The following is a 17,304-nucleotide window of genomic DNA, read 5'->3' on the forward strand; positions in this document are numbered from 1 at the left end:
ATCAGATTGAAATCTCACGCGTCTGCTGCTCGGCCTGCCACGGCATCACCCATCTTTCAAACAGCCTGACGGCGAGATTCAACGCAGCGGTCAGAAGGACGATGGCGGCAATCGCAGCAAAAACGCCGGCGGTGTTGAATTGGCCGGCGGCGTTTGACAGCAGGTATCCGAGGCCGCGGTTGGCGGCGATAAGCTCGCCCACGATCGCGCCGATCAGCGCGTAGGGTACCGACAGCTTCAAGCCGGCGAAAATCCAGGTCACGACCGAAGGCAGCACCACCTTGCCAAGGATGTGGTTCTCCCGCGCCCCCATCAACTTCATGATCGCGATCAGTTCGCGACTGACGCCGCGTACGCCGGTGTATGTGTTGAGAAAGACCAGGAAGAAAACGATCGTCGCGGTCAGGATGATCTTCATTTTCATATCGATGCCGAACCAGATCACGAACAGCGGCGTGAGCGCGATCTTCGGCAGGCTGTAGAAGACGAGGATGATCGGATCGAACGCCTTGCCGATGGTTTCGTTACGGCCGAGCAGGATGCCCGTTGTGGCGCCGATGAACCCACCGCAGACGAAGCCGGCGAGCGCTTCAGTGATGGTGATGACGGCGTGATAGAACAGCCGTCCGGAAACGAGTAGCCCCCAGAACTCCTCGGCGATCGCGCTCGGCCGGCTTACAAAATAGCTGTCGAACAGAGTGCCCGAGCCGAGCTGCCAGAGCGCGAACAGGCCGCCAATGATGGCGAGGCGAATCATCCAGATCTTCATCGCCTGTTCTCCTGCTGCGTTGGAGCGAGTATCTGCCAGAGGTGTTCTGTCGCCGCGATATAGCGTGGGTTCGACCGGATGCGCTGAAGGTCGCGGTCCCGCGGTAGGTCGATAGTGATGATGTCGCGCACCGTGCCAGGCCGGCCTGTGAGCACAACGCACCTATCGCCGAGCGCGATCGCCTCGTCGATGTCGTGGGTGACGAACATGACGGTCTTGCCAAGCCCCAGGCACAGCTTGCGGACCTCGACCTGCATGCTCAGACGAAGTTGAGCATCGAGTGCGCTGAAGGGCTCATCCATCAGCAAAGTCTCGGGGTCGTAAGCGAGCACGCGGGCAAGCGCGCAGCGTTTGCGCATGCCGCCGGAGAGCTGAGAAATATAGGAGCCCGCGAAGCCGGTGAGGCCGACTAACTCGATCAACTCCGCGACCCGACGGTTGATCTCCGCTTTTGCCTTGCCCTGGATTTCGAGCGGCAAAGCGACGTTGGCGGCAACCTTCCGCCAGGGCAGAAGATGGTCGGTCTGTGTCATGTAGCCGACGCGCTGGTTGTAGGGATCGACCGGCGCCGCGCCATAGCGGACACAGCCATCCGTTGCCGGAAAGATTCCGGCAACGGCGTTGAGCAGGGTGGATTTGCCGCACCCGGACGGGCCGACCACTGTCACGAATTCACCGGCGGCGATGTCGAGATCGATGTTGCGGGTGGCCGTCACGACCCGCCCGCTGACGGCAAAACTCTTGCCGAAACGCTCGAAACGAATCAGCGGCTCACTGCTGGCCTCATCGACGAGCGGTGGTCCGCTTGAAATCGCCTGCAAGCCCATGTTTTCATCTCTGTCGTCTTGTTGTACAGTTGTAGTGATATCAATACATGTGAGTCAAGCCGCGTCAGTGACGAAATTTTCCTTGCCCCTGACCTGCCTCCGATAAGTGTTCAGGGAGTCGATGCGAGGCTGTCGGTCGGCAGCGCGCGCCGACAGTTTCTGAAGCTTGCTCTAATTTGCGCCGCTTGGCTCGAGGTTTCTCAAATTTGCCCATGATGGATTGGAGCGAAAGCTCAAGTGTTTCAATTGGCTAGAAAGGGCGTGTACGCGACGTGTGCACCGGGGAGAGCGAGAGAAACATCCCATCAGAGCTGCGGGAAACAGGTGTTATGATCCGGAGCGGGCGCCTCTGGTTGGCATCTTGTACCTCCGAGGAGCAACGCCACCTGCGTCACACCTTCACCGCGTGGTTGCAAAGCACCGGCGCTTCAATCCGCGGAAGCGGCCTCGGCAGGTCTTGGCGTAAAGCGGGGCTGCTTCGATAGCACACAGTAGTGGTGTGAACGGTGTAGGGGACCATCGGACGACCAAACAGCGCTTTCCTGATCTCTGACGGTATATGAAGCTACGCCATGCCAGTACGAGCAGTGGCGATTTCCGGTACGCATATAGAGCTATTCAGTCGATTGACTCCGATAGGTAGCGGAATCGCCAGTATTCCGAGCGGCACAAATTAATCTGTGAATTCAAGACCGAAAAAATACGGCGGGTATACCGTCGGGATTTGTCCGTCAGACTTGAAGATTTGTGCTTGCAAATCAACGACGAAACGTCGCCACTCAACGATTGAGTGGGAGTAGGGGCCTCATTCACGGCTCACTACGGCTCGATTGGGTGGTCACTTGCTGGAGAGGCGACGTCGCATAAACCATGGGATTTGGGGTATTCATCCATCGATCCGACTCGATCTACGATGACAGCCCGGCTGAACGATATCAGTTTCCCAGCCAATATTTGCGTCGCGTTGAAGCCTGCATCGGCGATTGGATAATTTATTACGAACCAAGTAAGGTCGCTGAGACGCGCGGCTACTTTGCGATGGCTCGGGTTCAGCAACTTATTGCCGACCCTAGTATCTCGGGGATGTATCTCGCGCTGATCGAGCCCGGAAGTTATCTGGATTTTGCCAATCCGGTCCCTTTCAACGGACCGGCCGGTCCGGTGGAACGCGGCGTCCTGAATGAGCAGGGACGAATTTCGGGACGTGCTCAGTCGGCAGTCCGCCCAATCTCTCCTGACGATTTCAATAGAATATGCGAAATTGGTCTGGCGGAGAATACGCCGCTACTGCCTCGACGCGATGATGACGTCCGACCGCTCGATCTTAGCGAAGAGCAGGCGCCGTTTACCTTCGAACAGCATCGCGATCGCGTTAGCCTGACCGTGTCGAGAATCTTGCGAGATCGAGTCTTCCGCCGCGTCGTGCTCCGCGCCTATGATGAGCGGTGCGCCATTACAGGGCTGAAGCTCATCAATGGAATGGGGCGTGCGGAAGTCGCAGCCGCTCACATACGACCTGTCGAGGCGCATGGGCCTGACATCATTAGCAACGGCATCGCTCTTTCTGGCACGGCGCATTGGATGTTCGATCGCGGCCTCATTAGCCTAGCGGACAATTTGGAGATATTGATCTCGCGTCAGACCAACGATTTGGAAAGCGTAAGATCGATTATCAACAAAACTGGTCACGCGCTTGAGCCACGGCGGACATCAGATCGTCCACATCCACATTTCCTGAGATGGCACCGCGATAATTGCTTCAAGCAATAGCGCGCAGGATCGGTTGAGGCCTTGAAATATCGTTCATTTATCTATATGACTACAATGGTCATATATAGGTGCAACATGCGCGAAATCCAACTTCGAGATGCAAAAGCCAATCTCTCTGCGGTTGTCGATGAAGCCGTGGACGGCAAGCCTGCCGTGATCACGCGTCACGGGAAGAAGCAGGTGGTAGTCTTGAGTTACGATGAGTGGCGGCGATTATCACAGGTGCCTAGCTTCGGACGCCTGCTGATGGCGGCCCCAGCGAAAGTGGGCGATCTGCCCGCGCGCAATCGCGGCAAGCTGCGCACGACAAATTTCTAACGTCATGTACCTTGTCGATACCAACGTGCTGTCGGCCGCCTCGCCAAACCGGCCGGTGCTCCTGGCGCTCGCCGAGTGGATGGATACACAATCGGCCTCCTTGTTTCTGTCGGTCGTGACGATCGCGGAGGTCGAGGACGGAATAGCTAAGCTGCGACGCGAGAAGGCCACACGCAGGAGCAGGGACCTCTCTCAATGGCTGGAAGCTGTGCTGCACCTTTATGGAGATCAGGTCTTAGGGGTCGATACACCGACCGCGCGGATTGCGGGCCAGCTATCAGACAGGGCACGCGGTCAAGGGCATGCGCCGGGACTTGCCGATATCATCATTGCCGCCACTGCACGTCAGCACGGGTTGACGATCCTGTCGCGCAACTCCAGGCACTTTGCGCCCCTCGGAGTATCTGTGCTCGATCCCTTTAGGGACTTGCCGCCGTCGTGATCTTCGGGTTACGGCGACAGTGCACCCAATTGGACCATCAGGCTCGGCCATAAGGCCAGCGCGTAGGATGGCTAGAGCGAGCGAAATCCATCGCGGTTGCAGACGAGATTGATGGGTATCGCTTCCGCTCCGCCATCCTTCGAACTGTAAGCGCTCGTCGGAAATTTCACCTCGCTCCCGACCAAACCGCAAGATCGGTCGAGCGCATCACGGCCATCCCGGCCTAACTCAAGCCGCCACGGAGGAGGGACGATGACGGCGGCACTGCAAAACTATCAGGCCCGGATGCGGCGGGTGCTGGACCATATCGACCGGCACCTCGACGCGGATCTGGACCTGGATAGCTTGAGCGCCGTTGCGGCCTTCTCGAAATTTCACTTCCACCGGCAGTTCACGGCGACCTTTGGGCTGTCAGTGCATCGTTATGTCCAGCTCGCCCGTCTGAAGCGCGCGTCGCATCAGCTGGCCTACAATGACGCCCTGGGCGTCACCGACATCGCGATGGATGCTGGTTACGACGCACCCGACGCCTTCGCCCGCGCCTTTCGGCAACGGTTCGGGCAATCACCGTCGTCGTTCCGGAAATCGCCGGACTGGGAGCCGTGGCTTGCGGCCTTCGGGCCTCTCGACAATGCGAGGAGCAAGCTCATGCAGAAGAACTTTACCACTGACGACGTGACGATCCGCGATGTGATGCCCACGAAGGTAGCCATCATCGAGCATCGGGGCGACCCTGCAACGCTTTCCGCCACCATCCAGCGGTTCATCGCCTGGCGCAAGGCGGCTAACCTGCACCCCAGCACAAATCCCACCTTCAATGTCTGGCGCTCCGAGCGGCGGCCTGCGTCGCCCGCCGACTACAGCATCGACCTCTGTGTTGGCACCGACCAACCGATCGAGCCGAATGGCGAGGAGATCAAGGCCGGCGAGATCCCCGGCGGACGCTGCGCGGTGCTGCGCGTCGTCGGCTTCACCGACAATCTGGAGCCCGCCGCGCTCTATCTCTATCGCAACTGGCTTCCGGCCAGCGGCGAGGAAGCACGCGACTTCCCGATCTATTGCCAGCGGCTGAGCCTGTTCCCGGAAGTGCCGGAGCACGAGGCGGTCGCGGACGTTTTCCTGCCGCTGAAGTAGCGCGTCGCGCGGATTAGCCTCCGGTGGCGCGAAGCAGTCGGCAGGCGTAATCCAAATTAAAGCTGCTCATTCCGGAGCGCCTCGAATTCGGCGCGACAGGACTCGCTGAAGTTCCGAAGAATATCGCCCTTCCCAGTCTCAAACAGCTCCCGAATCTTGATGTTCGTAACCTCAACCGCCGGTTCGAAGAGCGTATCGACCACCCGAGCGAAGACTTGTTCGGCAGCGGAAAGAACTTTGGGCGAAGACATGACGCGCATGCGGCTTATCTTCTCATAGAGAACGGCCAATGCGCCGACATCGGGCTTATCGTGCTGCAGCGCATCCGCGAAGCACTTTGAGGCGATTTCAATGAATTCCTTATAGAGGTCCTGGCGCCGCAGTCTGTCCTGCACCAGCCATGTGGCGCGAACGCCGCGCCGCTGAACGATCCAAGAGCCGAGAAAGGAGGTCGCTCCGCCGATCGAAGCACCGCCTAAGGCCGTCGCATCCATTGTGTCGCCTATGTTCAAGAGATTTATGCCCGATATTGGCTACGCAGCCGATTTCGGCACGAACACAGCTCTCGGCTGCTGCTGCGCTTCGATATCCTTCGCTGCTGCCTCGAGGCTGGCTCGGGTGATCTCGCCCGGCGATTTCGCGCCGATCAGGGTCATCGTCACCTTCATGTCCGCGGCAAACAGTTTTAGCAGATGCGCCACGCCGCGCTGGCCGCCGGCGGCGAGCGCGTAGATGTAGGCACGGCCGAGCAGGACGCCCTTGGCCCCTAGCGCGAGCATGCGCACGACATCGAGGCCGGAGCGGATTCCGGAATCGACCAGCACAGTCAGTTCGTCGCCGACGGCATCGACCATGCCGGGCAGGGCGCGCGCGGTCGGCATGGCCCCGTCCAGTTGCCGGCCGCCATGGTTCGAAATCACGATCCCGTCCGCGCCGAGCCGGACTGCATCGCGTGCGTCCTGCGGGTCGAGCACCCCCTTGATGATGAGCTTGCCCTTCCAGCTGTCGCGCAGCCATTCGAGATCATGCCAGCCGATCGACGGATCGAAATTGGCATCGAGGAAACTCATGTAGTCGGTCATGCTCATGTGCCGCCGGGTATACGCCTCGATGTTCCCGAACGAGAGCGGCCGCCCGAGCAAGCCCACCGCCACGGCCCAGCGCGGGTGGGTGACAGCCTGCATGTACTGGCGCAGCGTCGCACCCGGTCCGGACATTCCGGAATGGCGATCGCGGTAGCGCGAGCCGGGGGTCGGCATGTCGACGGTGAAGACCAGCGTCTTCATGCCGGCCGCCCAGGATCGCTCCAGCGCGTTGCGCATGTAGCCGCGGTCCTTCAGCACATAGAGCTGCGACCAGAGTTCGCCGTCGGCACCTGCGGCGACCTCCTCGATCGGGCAGACGGACACGGTCGAGAGGGTATAGGGAATTCCCGCGGCCTCGGCGGCCCGAGCAGCCTGGACCTCACCGCGCCGCGCATACATGCCGGTAGCGCCGACCGGCCCGAGCGCGATGGGCATCGCCCATGTCGTGCCAAGGATTTTGGTTTCAAGCCTTGGGGCGCCTGCGCCCTGGAGCACGCGCTGGCGCGGCGCGATCTGCTGCAGCGCTGCGGTGTTGCTCCGCATGGTGGACTCGGTGACGGCGCCACCATCGATGTAATCGAACAGGAAGCGCGGCAGCGCGCGAAGCGCAGCCTCGCGATAGTCCGTGGGTGCTGAGATGATCATGTCGTTTCTCCTATCGTTGCGGCTGATGTTGGCAGCTTCGATAAGGGAGAAAGCGTCATTCTGAAAATGAAACGTTTTCCTTTAATCTAGTCGATTTAGGAATATATATCCGGATTTGGCGGGTAGTTCCCCTTATTTCCCGTCATCTCCAGCCAGGCACGCGCGGCGTGCGAGAGGTAGGCGCCTCGGCGCCAGATCATGGTCAGTCGCCACTCGGTGTCCGGCTCGGTAAGGAGCAGGGCCTTGACGCGCGGCCCTTTGGCCTGATCGGCAAGAATGCGGGGCAGGAAAGCGACGCCGAGGCCCGAGGCAGCCAGCGCGACAAGAAAGTCGACCTGGCTACTCCGCACCGCGACGGCGGGCTCGAAGCCATGGCGCCGGCAGGCGGTGCTGATCAGGCGGTTGATCGCGTACCCTTCTGCAAACAGGAGGAAGGGGAGATCCCGCAACGCTGCGATGTCGGTCGAACTGGCGCGCGCGAGCGGATGGTCCGCGGCCATCACGGCGATCAGCGGCTCGCGTTCCACATCCAGCCATTCCAGGGTATCGGTGTCGGGTTTCAGCGCTGCGGCGAGATCGAGATCGCCAGCGTGGACCATCTCGATGAGCTCGTCGCCGCCGTGCTCGGTGAGGCGCACGTCGACGCCGGGATAGCGTTGCTGGAAACGGGCCAGCAAGGGCGCGAAGATGCTGCTGCTCGCAACCGGCGGCAAGCCGATCCGCAAGGTGCCGCGCTTCAGCCCGCGTATCTCGTCGAGCGCAGCGAGCAGGTCGCTGCGGTCGGCCAGGAGCTGGACCGCACGTGGATAGAGGGCCTCGCCCACATCGGTGAGTCGCACCTTGTGTCCGGTCCGGTCCAGCAGCCGCGCGCCGATCTCGTCTTCCAGCTGCTTCACCGCCTTGCTGACGGTCGATTGCGTCGCGAACACCGTCCTGCCCGCCTGCGAGAAACCGCCCTGGCGCACTACTTCGACGAACGCTCGCAAGTTACGGAAATCCATGACTATTCCATAGCAGAATAGAATCCAGTCGGAAATGTCGTTTTCGCGATGGACCCCGCGGGCGTACCTAGGCGTATCACAAGCCTGAGACGCCTATGGCCACCCCCACGACTCCAGCCGTCCCGATCCGCCGTCCGACACGGATCGGCCGCGCCAGGCGCTGGCTGCACACGCGCGCATTCAGCGTCCATCCGGAACAGATCGGCCTCAGCGACGGACTGAAGGGCGCATCGGCGGTGGCGTTGATGGTTTGCGCCGCGCTTGTATTTCACCGACCCGAGCTTGCTTGGAGCGCGTTCGCGGCCTTCTGGACGTGCCTTGCGGACCCCGGGGGCGCACGGCGTGCACGGCTCTGGGTGATGAGCGTCTTCGTGCTGTGCGGCAGCGCGACCGCAGGGGTATTTTCAGCGGTCCCGATGCTTGGCGCGCCGGTGGTCGATGCGACGGTGTTCGGCATGGTTGCGCTTTGCACCCTGATCGGGGTGCGCACGCCGCGCCTGGCAACGGTCGGCACGCTCGCCAGCGTGGTCGCGGTGGTCGCGATCGAGCAGCCGGTGCGGCTTGCGGAAGCGCCGCTCGTCTCGCTCCTGTTCCTGGGCGGTGGGGCGCTGGTGATCATCCTCGTCTTGGGATTCCGCCCCGCCGATCCCTATGATGCGGCGCGCCGGGGCATCGCGGGAGTCCTTGGCGAATTACGGGAGATGACGGCCGAGATCGCGGCGTCCGGAGACGATGGATCCGATGCGGAGCAAGGCCGCCTGCGCCTTGAGGCCGAGCATCGCAGGTCGGTGCGCGAGGCGATCCAGCGTTCACGCGTCGCGATCGAACGTGCGGCCGCCGGAGAGGACGACGGCCATGCGCGAGAGCTGAGACGTTTGCTGGCGTGTTGCGACGGAATCTTTGCGGGCCTGATCGCGCTCGCCAAGGACGAGCAGGGCTGGCGGAGCCGGCCTCGGGAGTGGCTGAGCGCAGTCGCCGAGATCGGGGCGGCACTGGCCCTGGCGGCCCGACAGGTGAGCAGCGGCCCGGCCGATCCTGTCGCGCTCCAGATCGTAGCCGCGCGGATTCGAGCCAATGGGCAGATCGAAGACGATCTGACGGCGCGCGCAATCGCCGCGGTTGCGGATGGGATCGAAGATCTCGCAAAGCCCAAGCTTGCGTGCGAGGCATCAGCCTCGGTCGCTCCCGTGCAACCTCCTGTTCCGGCGGCGGCACCCGGTCGCGCGATCGCCGCAAACGCGCTACGTCGCGCCACCGTGGTCCTGATCACCTATGTCCTCAGCCATGCGATCGCGTTGCCCGAGGTGCAATGGGCGACGATGGCGGCGGTGGTGGTCACGCATCCGGATGCGCAAATCTCTGCACCGCGCATGATTGAACGCGTACTGGGCAGCCTGGCGGGCGGACTGGCTGCGGCGGCTCTTGGTTCACTTCTGGTCCAGTCATGGGAGCAGGTTGCTGTCGTGCTGCCGCTCGGGGCTGCAGCGTTGGCGCTGCGATCGGTGAACTACACGTTGTTTGTGCTGTTCCTGACGCCGGTGTTCATCGTGGTCGCGGAGCTGGTCACGCCAGGCCTCGGGCAAGTGGCCGCGACGGCGCGAGCGATGGACAACGTGCTTGGCAGTGTGCTGGCGCTTGTCGGGTGCATGGTGCTCTGGCCGGAACGCCGCTCCATCCGCTTTGCGGAACAGCTGGCCGAAGCGGTTGAAGCCAATCTCCACTTCGCCGAAGCCGTGATCTCGCCCGGCCCGGACAGCAGGGCGGTTGACGCGGCCAGGCAACGCGCTGGGCTCACGAGCACCACGGCCGAGCAGACACTGCACCAGATGCCGGGCGGAAGCGGCGCGGCGGCGCTTATCACGGAACGCGCGCTGCTTGCGGCCGTGCGCCGCTTGGCCGGGACGGCCACGGCGCTGCACGTCACCGGCCACTTGGATGGGCGCGATGCCATCCTGGCGCAAATGGCGGAGGTGTCGTCACGCTATCATCGTTCGGAGATGTGATTGAAGGGTTTGCGACGCGGGCGCCACCCCTTCTCTCGTCGGTGCTTCACCTCCGCGCCACCTTCTCGAACCGCTTGATCAGCCGCTCGCGCTTGAGCCGCGACAGCCGCTGGATCCAGAACAGGCCGTCGAGCTGGTCGATCTCGTGCTGATGGCAGACGGCGCGCAAGCCGCCCGATTCCTCAGCTCGCATCATGCCATCGAGATCCCAATAGCTGATCCGCACCCGCGCGTGGCGCTGCACCTCGTCATTGACGCCGGGCATCGAGACGCTGCCTTCCTTGTGCAGGATCATCTCGGGCGAGGCCCATTCAACTTGCGGATTGACATAGGTCTGCGCACCCGCCTTGGCGTCGAGCTCGAGCACGACGAGCCGCAAGGGCACGCCGATATGCGGCGCGGTGATGCCGATGCCGGGCGCGGCGCGCATCGTCTCCAGAAGGTCGGCTGCCAGCTCGCGCAAGCCGTCGTCGAAGGCGGTGACGGGGCGGGCCGGCATGGCGAGCCGGCGGTCGGGATAGCGGACGATCGGACGTATGGTCATGCAGGCTCCTACCACTCACGGGGGAGTGAAGCATCCGGTTGTTGACTTCCTACCAACTGGAAGGTAGTTAACGTCCATGACCAACGTTTCCTCGACCGCCGACGACATTCTGGCGTGCGCCCGCACGCTGATCATCGCGGGCGGCTACAACGGTTTCAGCTATGCGGACGTCGCCGAAGTCGTCGGCATCCGCAAGCCGAGCATTCACCACCATTTCGCCAGCAAGGTCGACCTGGTCCGCACCCTGGTGTCGCGCTATCGCGAAGAGGCCGAGGCGGGACTGGCAGCGCTCGAGCGCAACATTCCGGACCCGCGCGAGCAGCTCAAAAACTATGTCGGGTATTGGGAGGCGTGCATCACCGATGCGACGGCTCCCTTCTGCGTCTGTGCGCTGCTTGCCAGCGAGCTTCCGATCTTGCCGGAGGAGGTGGCGCTTGAAGTCCGCTCACACTTCCGCTCGCTGGCGTCCTGGCTGACCTCGGTGATGGAGCGCGGCAAGCGGAAGGGGCAGCTCAAGCTCTCCGGTTCGGCCCGGGTTGAGGCGGAAGGATTCATGGCGACGATTCACGGTGCGATGCTGTCGGCGCGCGCCTATGGCGATCCAAAGATGTTCGGTGTGATCACCGCTCCGCTGCTGGATCGGCTGTCAACGAAACACTGAGAGACACCGGCGAGACGACAACGGCAACCCCGCAGGCATCGCCGTGAAGCCATGTTGTTGCGCGTTCAGGCTACCAACTAGTAGGTAAAGGAGAAGTCAAATGGATCTCGTGCGTGACGACCGCGAACAATGGCTCAAACAATACTACTTCCTCCGCGCGGCGTTCTCCGTTGCCTGGGTTGTTGCCGCATTTGCCGTCGCGCCGTCGTCTCCGGCAATTGCCGGCGCCTTGCTCCTGCTCTATCCGGCATGGGACGCCGCAGCCAATGTCGTCGACGCCGTGCGCAGCGGCGGGCTCACTCAAAACGGCACGCAAGCGCTGAACGTTGTGGTCAGCCTGGCGACGACCATCGCGGTCCTTCTCGCGTTGCAAACGAGCATGAACTGGGTGCTCGGCGTCTTCGGCGCATGGGCGATTCTGTCCGGCTTACTGCAGTTGGGAACGGCCATCCGGCGCTGGAAAAGTTTTGGCGCGCAATGGGCCATGGTGCTCAGCGGTGGTCAGTCGGCGCTCGCGGGCGGCTTCTTCATTGCGCAGGCCTTGACGCCCGCGGTGCCGTCGATCGCGAATGTCGCGGGCTATGCCGGGGTCGGTGCGATCTACTTCCTGGTTTCGGCCGTATGGCTCACCGTCAGCGACTGGCGCCGGCGTGCCAGGCGGATGCAGCAAGGGTAATGCGATGTCGCTTGCGGGATGATGACATCGTGCAGGTGTGTTGCCCGACGTGTCAAAATCGTGCGCTAGCTCCTTTGCATCAGCTCACGCCCGATCCGCTTCGGCGGTTCGCTCCGCAGCACGATGGCGGTCGTGACCGAACCATATCGGGCAATCGCATCGACGATGCGCTCGAGGTCCGCCGGCGAGGGCACGAACACCTTGAGGTGAAAGCAATCCTCTCCGGTCAGCCGCAGGACTTCGATGATCTCGGGCATCTCGGCAAATTGCTTCAAGCATGCCGCGATGTGCTCGTGCGTCGTCCGCAGGCGGATGATCGCCATCATGCGGAGGCCGACGGCGGCCGGATCGATGACCGCGCGATAGGCCTTGATGATCCCGCGCTCCTCCAGCCGCTTCAGCCGTTCCGAGGTGGCTGGCTGGGACAAACCGACCTTTCTCCCCAATTCCGAGACGCTGATGCGGCCATCGTCCTGCAGCGTTTCGATGATCGCAATATCTGTCGGATCGAGAATGGGGTGAAACTCTTGGCTTCTCGTCATGACCTCTAATCTATCGGAATTGCGTGTCGCTTTCCGATGAATGCCAATTCCGTTTGCGCTTGTAAATCGCCATGCTCAGCGAGAGCGTAGCGAAATATGAAGGGATAAGCGTGACGGAATTCATCCATTTGCCAGGCATTGGCAACTCCGGCGAGGCGCATTGGCAAAGCCGCTGGGAGCAGGCCGACCCTGCCATCCGTCGTTTCAACCCATCGAGTTGGGATCACCCCGATCTGGTCGACTGGCTCGCGGCCCTGGACCGGGCGGTCAGCGCGGCGAAGACTCCGCCAGTGCTCGTAGCCCACAGCCTCGCCTGCCTGCTCGTCGCGTATTGGCAAAGCCGTAGGCCCGGGCCTGTGAAGGGAGCGCTTCTTGTTGCTGTTCCCGATCCGCGGTCTCCTGCGTTTCCTGCCGAGGCTGCGGCGTTCGCGTCCGTGCCGGAAGAACGCTTCCGCTTTCCCTCGATGATCGTGGCCAGCACCGATGATCCTTACGCGTCTCTGCCATACGTGGAAGCGAGAGCAGGGCAGTGGGGCAGTGACCTCGTCAACATCGGCGCGAAGGGTCACATCAATGGCGGAAGCAATCTCGGTGACTGGCCGGAAGGTCGTCGGATCCTCATGGAATTTCATGCACGGATCTAGCCGGGTCGTGCCGGTGTTTTGCCCGAATTGTCAATTCGCAGCTTGGTATGAAGAGCCGACGCTAAGTCGTTGATCGGACAACGGCCGGGTTGTTTTCGAGATTTTTGTTACTCCGGATACGGCGTGCCATCCTTGTGCACGAATCGTCCGTCGGAGTTGGCGCTCATCATGTCGATGTCGGAGCAGGTCGTGAGATCGTCGGGTGCGCGCGATCCGACTTCGAGGTAAACGGCGATCGCATCCGACCGGTTGATCATGTGATGGCCGTTGCCGCTGCCTTTCGGGAAGGCGGCACAGTCGCCGGCGCGCAGCACGGTTTCGCCATCATCCTCGACGAGGATCACTTCGCCTTCGAGCACGTATACGAATTCGTCCTCGTGCGAGTGCCAGTGCCGCTGGCTCGACCAGTTGCCTGGCGGCAGGCGCATCAGATTGACTCCGAAATCGGACAAGCCCCCGGCATTGCCGAGCCGCTTGCGGATGCGATCGGCGCAAGGGGCGTCGAACGGCACGGGATAGCCGGAGCCCTTGCGGGCTGGGACGGCAGCGACGTCGATTTTTGGCATGGGCTGTTCCCGGAGCATATCCCTGAGATTTAGGTGGACGGAATGGGGGACGCCAGGGGCATCGGTCCCGAACCGGCTACAATGGCCTCGTCGAAACGGCTATGCTGCACGCCGGATATTGGAATCGCTGCAAGTGCTCTCGGACGTTCTCAAACGCAAGGAAATCTACAGTTACTTCAGCCGAGCGGCGATGGAGAAGGCGCACGCCTATCAGGCTCAGGGCCGCGTCTCCGGCGTGAAGGTCAGCGACGACCTGACGCACGTCAGTTCCCAGGTGCGAGGCAGCGAATCGAAAAAATACCGCGTCGACATCCAGCTGGAGTTCGACGACGACAGCCTCACCGACATCGATGGCGGTTGCAGTTGTCCGATGGCCTTCAACTGCAAGCATGTGGCAGCGACCCTGCTCGAGGCACTGAATGGCAAGGCCCCGCCCGTGTTGGCATCCGAACCTGTCGCGCAGGCGGCAAAGCCCGCCAAGGTGCAGGCGCCGTCGGCTCCGCCGGTCCTGGGTTACGAGGTCGACACGTGGATCGACAGTGTCGGCCGTGCGGCGCGGAGCAGCGACTATGCCGCCGATGAGAGCCAGCGATTGCTTTATTGCCTGCATCCGTCGGACGGGGCGATGCCTTATCTCGCGGTGTCCCTGCGGTAGGTTCGGCTGCGCAAGGGCGGAGACTATGCCGACAATTACGGCAGTCCCAGCCCGTACGAGTTCAAGCCGGAACGGGCGCCGAAATACTTCCGTGATGTCGACGTCGACATTGTGACGGAGGTGAACAGCCGCGTCCGCAACAACTATGCCCAGGGGCCGCATCCGGAAGAGCTGTTGCTCCGGATCGTCGCGACCGGCCGCGCGTTCTGGGTCGACCACAAGCGGGCGCCGTTAAGCTGGGGCGACGCGCGCGAGGGCCGGATCGAATGGCAAAAGGGAGCCGGGCGCGGCGTTGCACCACACCTCGTCGTGTCAGGGGCGTTCGCACTCAATGCCGAACCACCGGTCTATGTCGATGAAGCCAATAGTGTGATCGGGCCCGTGCAGCTCGGCCTGCCGCCACGGCTGGCCTGCCAGTTCCTGGCTGCACCTTCCATCCCCCGCGCGCAGCTCGAAGAGGTGTCACGCCGCCTGAGCCAAAGGCTGCCCGAGCTTCACCACGGCCTCCTGCCGGTGCCTCCGGCGACTGCTGTGCTCGTCGACGAAGATCCGCGTCCCGTGCTGCGGCTGAAGCTCGGACATGTCGGTTCAAGCTATTATTACTATCACACCAAGAGCGAACAGTCCGGTCCCGCCGGCGTGGCCAGCCTCGGCTTCCGCTACGGTGGGTTCGACATCGATCCGACCCAGCGATCGAGCCGGCTGGAGCTGTTTCAAGGCGGGCAGGTCTATGCGATCGCACGCCGCCTGGGCAAGGAGAAGCAGGCGCGCAAGCGCGTCGTCGAGGTCGGTCTCGCCGATGCACGGTCGGTGCTTCCGATGCTCGAGTACCGCCATGCCATGGATCTCACGCTGCGCGACCAGCGCGGCTGGTTCGATTTCCTCGCGCTGCATGCCGAGCAATTGCGATCGGAGGGTTTCGAAATCCTGATCGACGACGACTTTCCGTTCCGCGTTGCGGAGTCGTCAGGCGATTTCGATGCAGCGCTGGACTCCAGCGGCATCGACTGGTTCGAACTGGCGCTCGGCATCGAGATCGACGGCGAGCGGCGCGATCTCGCGCCGCTCCTGGCGACGCTGGTTTCGGAACCTGGCTTCACCCCGGAACTGCTGACCCAGCTCGCCGACAAGGGCGAACGTTTCTTTCTGCCGCTGGCCGACGGCCGCCACCTCGCGCTGGCTGCCGACCGCTTCCTGCCGCTCGTGCTGGCGCTGCACGGCTTGCACATGAGCGGCGCATTCGATGGCGCCTCCAGCAAGATCAGGCTGTCGCGCGCTGACCTCGTTCCGCTGCTCGGCGTCGAGAACGAGCATTTCGCTTTTCGGAGCGCCGACAATCTCCGGCGGCTCGCGGGCCTGCTCCAGACGAGAGGGCTGACTGCGCCGGAATTGCCGTCGACCTTTCGCGCCACGCTTCGGACGTATCAGGCCCAGGGCGTGGCATGGCTCGATCTACTTCGCGAGAGCGGGTTGGGCGGCATCCTCGCCGACGACATGGGACTGGGCAAGACTGTCCAGATCCTGGCCTTGATCGCGCTGGAGAAAGCTCGGGGTCACCTCGCCAATCCCGCGCTGGTCGTCGCGCCGACCAGCCTGATGACGAACTGGTCGGCCGAGGCGGCAAGGTTCGCGCCCGACCTGAAGGTGCTTCGTCCTGCACGGGCCAGATCGCAAGCACAAGTTTGACGCCATCGGGGACCACGATCTGGTTCTGACCACCTATCCGCTGATCGCAAGAGACCGCGAAACGCTGCTGGCGCGGGAGTGGCACATGGCGGTGCTGGACGAGGCGCAGACGGTCAAGAACCCCGATGCTGCGACCACGCGATGGCTGCGCGAAACGAAGGCGAAGCACCGCTTCTGCCTCACGGGCACGCCGATGGAAAATCACCTCGGAGAGCTCTGGTCGATCATGAGTTTCGCCAATCCGGGTTATCTCGGCGACAAGGCAGCCTTTTCACGCCAGTGGCGCACGCCAATCGAGAAGCGTGCCGACAAGGTGCGAACGGCGGCGCTGGCGCGGCGCGTCAAGCCTTTTCTGTTGCGTCGTACCAAGACGGAGGTGGCGACGGAGCTGCCGCCCAAGACCGAAATGGTCGAGACCATCCTGCTGGAAGGACCGCAACGTGATCTCTACGATTCGATACGGCTCACGATGTCGCGCAAGGTTCGCGAGGCCATCGCCAAGCGTGGCCTCGCCAAGAGCCACATCGTGGTGCTCGAGGCTCTGCTGCGGATGCGGCAGGCCTGCTGCGATCCGGCGTTGCTGAAGCTGAACGACGGCGTCGAACGGCCGTCGGCCAAGCTCGATCGCCTGATCGATATGGTGGGAGAATTGCTGAGCGAGGGGCGCAAGATCATCGTCTTCTCGCAATTCACCTCCATGCTCGATCTGATCCGGAAGCGCTTCGACGCCGACGGTCTGCGCTACAGCCTGCTCACCGGCGAGACCAGGGACCGCAAGGCGGCGATTGAAGCCTTCCAGGGCGGCAAGGCCGATGTTTTCCTGGTCAGCCTGAAGGCAGGCGGCGTCGGTCTCAATCTCACGGCTGCCGATACCGTCGTCATCTTCGATCCCTGGTGGAATCCCGCGGTCGAGGAACAGGCGATCGATCGCGCATATCGGATCGGACAGGACAAGGCCGTCTTCGTCTACAGGCTGGTGGCCGCCGGGACGATCGAGGAAAAGATGGACGAGCTCAAAGCCAGGAAGCGCGCGCTCGCCGACGGCCTGTTCGATCGCGACTGCGGGATAGCGTCGGCCCTTACCGAGGGCGATGTGAACGCGTTGTTCGACGTGTAGCCGGACGCAGGAGGACCGGCGCTTTCGGTGGATGGGATTCAGCTTGGTCTGGATGATTAAATGATGCCGGTGTTTTGCCCGACGAGTCAAATCGCGGCTTGCCATCGCAAGTTCCCTGCACCGCAATTGACGCGCATCGTAAGTCATTGATCCCGCTGCGGCGGGCTACTGTGCATGGGGTTGTTTTCGGCATTTTGCTGGCGGGTCACGAATGCCTGC

19 protein-coding genes are annotated in these 17,304 nt (G+C 62.5%); 11 read left to right on the plus strand and 8 right to left on the minus strand.

The window, feature by feature from the left end; translation table 11 throughout:
- Nucleotide 1: 1 nt before the first annotated feature.
- Both ACP2YP_RS17580 and ACP2YP_RS17585 read right to left on the minus strand, forming a co-directional pair.
- On the minus strand, nt 2-769 hold the full coding sequence (locus tag ACP2YP_RS17580; protein WP_426425614.1) for an ABC transporter permease: 768 nt from the start codon (nt 767-769) through the stop codon (nt 2-4).
- Nucleotides 766-1,596 carry an ABC transporter ATP-binding protein gene (locus ACP2YP_RS17585; protein WP_426425615.1) on the minus strand — a complete coding sequence of 277 codons (831 nt, stop codon included), beginning with the start codon at nt 1,594-1,596 and terminating at the stop codon, nt 766-768. The genes ACP2YP_RS17580 and ACP2YP_RS17585 overlap by 4 nt, the downstream gene beginning before the upstream one ends.
- 870 nt (nt 1,597-2,466) lie before the next feature.
- Here ACP2YP_RS17585 and ACP2YP_RS17590 point away from each other — a divergent pair.
- From ACP2YP_RS17590 to ACP2YP_RS17605, 4 genes are all read left to right on the plus strand, one after another.
- A complete protein-coding gene (locus ACP2YP_RS17590) occupies nt 2,467-3,366 on the plus strand; it encodes an HNH endonuclease (RefSeq protein WP_426425616.1) in 900 nt (299 codons plus the stop codon).
- 75 nt (nt 3,367-3,441) lie between these two features.
- Nucleotides 3,442-3,684, plus strand: a complete 243-nt coding sequence (locus tag ACP2YP_RS17595; protein WP_426425618.1) for a type II toxin-antitoxin system Phd/YefM family antitoxin — start codon at nt 3,442-3,444, stop codon at nt 3,682-3,684.
- Nucleotides 3,685-3,688: 4 nt separating this feature from the next.
- Nucleotides 3,689-4,126, plus strand: coding sequence for a type II toxin-antitoxin system VapC family toxin (locus ACP2YP_RS17600; RefSeq protein ID WP_426425619.1), 438 nt, complete (start codon nt 3,689-3,691; stop codon nt 4,124-4,126).
- Nucleotides 4,127-4,378: 252 nt separating this feature from the next.
- The gene (locus ACP2YP_RS17605; protein WP_426425621.1) at nt 4,379-5,260 is read left to right on the plus strand and encodes an AraC family transcriptional regulator; all 882 of its coding nucleotides are present in this window, start codon (nt 4,379-4,381) and stop codon (nt 5,258-5,260) included.
- Nucleotides 5,261-5,316: 56 nt separating this feature from the next.
- Here ACP2YP_RS17605 and ACP2YP_RS17610 read toward each other — a convergent pair whose 3' ends face one another.
- The 3 genes from ACP2YP_RS17610 to ACP2YP_RS17620 form a co-directional block, all read right to left on the minus strand.
- A complete protein-coding gene (locus ACP2YP_RS17610; protein ID WP_426425623.1) occupies nt 5,317-5,754 on the minus strand; it encodes a hypothetical protein in 438 nt (145 codons plus the stop codon).
- 39 nt (nt 5,755-5,793) lie between these two features.
- Nucleotides 5,794-6,990 carry an FMN-dependent L-lactate dehydrogenase LldD gene (lldD, locus tag ACP2YP_RS17615; protein WP_426425625.1) on the minus strand — a complete coding sequence of 399 codons (1,197 nt, stop codon included), beginning with the start codon at nt 6,988-6,990 and terminating at the stop codon, nt 5,794-5,796.
- Nucleotides 6,991-7,085: 95 nt separating this feature from the next.
- Nucleotides 7,086-7,991 carry a LysR family transcriptional regulator gene (locus ACP2YP_RS17620; RefSeq protein ID WP_426425626.1) on the minus strand — a complete coding sequence of 302 codons (906 nt, stop codon included), beginning with the start codon at nt 7,989-7,991 and terminating at the stop codon, nt 7,086-7,088.
- 359 nt (nt 7,992-8,350) lie between these two features.
- Between ACP2YP_RS17620 and ACP2YP_RS17625 the strand changes: the two genes are divergently transcribed.
- The gene (locus ACP2YP_RS17625) at nt 8,351-9,994 is read left to right on the plus strand and encodes an FUSC family protein (protein WP_426425628.1); all 1,644 of its coding nucleotides are present in this window, start codon (nt 8,351-8,353) and stop codon (nt 9,992-9,994) included.
- Nucleotides 9,995-10,040: 46 nt separating this feature from the next.
- On the opposite strand, the gene ACP2YP_RS17630 is transcribed toward ACP2YP_RS17625, so the two are convergent.
- A complete protein-coding gene (locus ACP2YP_RS17630; protein WP_426425629.1) occupies nt 10,041-10,538 on the minus strand; it encodes a peptide deformylase in 498 nt (165 codons plus the stop codon).
- 76 nt (nt 10,539-10,614) lie between these two features.
- Here ACP2YP_RS17630 and ACP2YP_RS17635 point away from each other — a divergent pair, with 76 nt between their 5' ends.
- On the plus strand, nt 10,615-11,199 hold the full coding sequence (locus tag ACP2YP_RS17635; protein ID WP_426425630.1) for a TetR/AcrR family transcriptional regulator: 585 nt from the start codon (nt 10,615-10,617) through the stop codon (nt 11,197-11,199).
- Nucleotides 11,200-11,299: 100 nt separating this feature from the next.
- Nucleotides 11,300-11,875, plus strand: a complete 576-nt coding sequence (locus tag ACP2YP_RS17640; protein ID WP_426425632.1) for a DUF308 domain-containing protein — start codon at nt 11,300-11,302, stop codon at nt 11,873-11,875.
- 65 nt (nt 11,876-11,940) lie between these two features.
- Here the strand turns inward: ACP2YP_RS17640 and ACP2YP_RS17645 are convergent, their stop codons facing one another.
- Nucleotides 11,941-12,417 (minus strand): Lrp/AsnC family transcriptional regulator, encoded by a 477-nt coding sequence (locus tag ACP2YP_RS17645; RefSeq protein WP_426425633.1) that lies wholly within the window; start codon nt 12,415-12,417, stop codon nt 11,941-11,943.
- Nucleotides 12,418-12,527: 110 nt separating this feature from the next.
- Between ACP2YP_RS17645 and ACP2YP_RS17650 the strand changes: the two genes are divergently transcribed.
- Entirely contained in the window at nt 12,528-13,061 is a 534-nt protein-coding gene (locus ACP2YP_RS17650) for an RBBP9/YdeN family alpha/beta hydrolase (protein ID WP_426425635.1), read from the plus strand.
- 107 nt (nt 13,062-13,168) lie between these two features.
- Here ACP2YP_RS17650 and ACP2YP_RS17655 read toward each other — a convergent pair whose 3' ends face one another.
- Nucleotides 13,169-13,627 (minus strand): cupin domain-containing protein, encoded by a 459-nt coding sequence (locus ACP2YP_RS17655; protein WP_426425636.1) that lies wholly within the window; start codon nt 13,625-13,627, stop codon nt 13,169-13,171.
- A 133-nt stretch (nt 13,628-13,760) separates the two neighbouring features.
- Here ACP2YP_RS17655 and ACP2YP_RS17660 point away from each other — a divergent pair, with 133 nt between their 5' ends.
- The 3 genes from ACP2YP_RS17660 (at nt 13,761) to ACP2YP_RS17670 (ending at nt 17,085) form a co-directional block, all read left to right on the plus strand.
- Nucleotides 13,761-14,282 (plus strand): SWIM zinc finger family protein, encoded by a 522-nt coding sequence (locus ACP2YP_RS17660; protein ID WP_426425637.1) that lies wholly within the window; start codon nt 13,761-13,763, stop codon nt 14,280-14,282.
- Nucleotides 14,283-14,402: 120 nt separating this feature from the next.
- A complete protein-coding gene (locus ACP2YP_RS17665; RefSeq protein ID WP_426425638.1) occupies nt 14,403-15,968 on the plus strand; it encodes an SNF2-related protein in 1,566 nt (521 codons plus the stop codon).
- Nucleotides 15,969-16,011: 43 nt separating this feature from the next.
- Nucleotides 16,012-17,085, plus strand: coding sequence for a DEAD/DEAH box helicase (locus tag ACP2YP_RS17670; RefSeq protein WP_426426189.1), 1,074 nt, complete (start codon nt 16,012-16,014; stop codon nt 17,083-17,085).
- The last annotated feature ends 219 nt before the right edge of the window (nt 17,086-17,304 follow it).

The organism is Bradyrhizobium genosp. A (genome assembly GCF_049949275.1).
Lineage (GTDB): Bacteria > Pseudomonadota > Alphaproteobacteria > Rhizobiales > Xanthobacteraceae > Bradyrhizobium.

Excerpts from the sequence above, each read along its gene's own strand:
- ACP2YP_RS17645 (WP_426425633.1), bottom strand. The coding sequence starts at position 12,417 with ATGACGAGAAGCCAAGAGTTTCACCCCATTCTCGATCCGACAGATATT.
- ACP2YP_RS17630 (WP_426425629.1), bottom strand. The coding sequence starts at position 10,538 with ATGACCATACGTCCGATCGTCCGCTATCCCGACCGCCGGCTCGCCATG.
- ACP2YP_RS17640 (WP_426425632.1), top strand. The coding sequence starts at position 11,300 with ATGGATCTCGTGCGTGACGACCGCGAACAATGGCTCAAACAATACTAC.
- ACP2YP_RS17620 (WP_426425626.1), bottom strand. The coding sequence starts at position 7,991 with ATGGATTTCCGTAACTTGCGAGCGTTCGTCGAAGTAGTGCGCCAGGGC.
- ACP2YP_RS17625 (WP_426425628.1), top strand. The coding sequence starts at position 8,351 with ATGAGCGTCTTCGTGCTGTGCGGCAGCGCGACCGCAGGGGTATTTTCA.
- ACP2YP_RS17585 (WP_426425615.1), bottom strand. The coding sequence starts at position 1,596 with ATGGGCTTGCAGGCGATTTCAAGCGGACCACCGCTCGTCGATGAGGCC.
- ACP2YP_RS17580 (WP_426425614.1), bottom strand. The coding sequence starts at position 769 with ATGAAGATCTGGATGATTCGCCTCGCCATCATTGGCGGCCTGTTCGCG.
- ACP2YP_RS17600 (WP_426425619.1), top strand. The coding sequence starts at position 3,689 with ATGTACCTTGTCGATACCAACGTGCTGTCGGCCGCCTCGCCAAACCGG.
- ACP2YP_RS17655 (WP_426425636.1), bottom strand. The coding sequence starts at position 13,627 with ATGCCAAAAATCGACGTCGCTGCCGTCCCAGCCCGCAAGGGCTCCGGC.
- ACP2YP_RS17605 (WP_426425621.1), top strand. The coding sequence starts at position 4,379 with ATGACGGCGGCACTGCAAAACTATCAGGCCCGGATGCGGCGGGTGCTG.
- ACP2YP_RS17635 (WP_426425630.1), top strand. The coding sequence starts at position 10,615 with ATGACCAACGTTTCCTCGACCGCCGACGACATTCTGGCGTGCGCCCGC.
- ACP2YP_RS17610 (WP_426425623.1), bottom strand. The coding sequence starts at position 5,754 with ATGGATGCGACGGCCTTAGGCGGTGCTTCGATCGGCGGAGCGACCTCC.
- lldD (WP_426425625.1), bottom strand. The coding sequence starts at position 6,990 with ATGATCATCTCAGCACCCACGGACTATCGCGAGGCTGCGCTTCGCGCG.
- ACP2YP_RS17590 (WP_426425616.1), top strand. The coding sequence starts at position 2,467 with ATGGGATTTGGGGTATTCATCCATCGATCCGACTCGATCTACGATGAC.
- ACP2YP_RS17595 (WP_426425618.1), top strand. The coding sequence starts at position 3,442 with ATGCGCGAAATCCAACTTCGAGATGCAAAAGCCAATCTCTCTGCGGTT.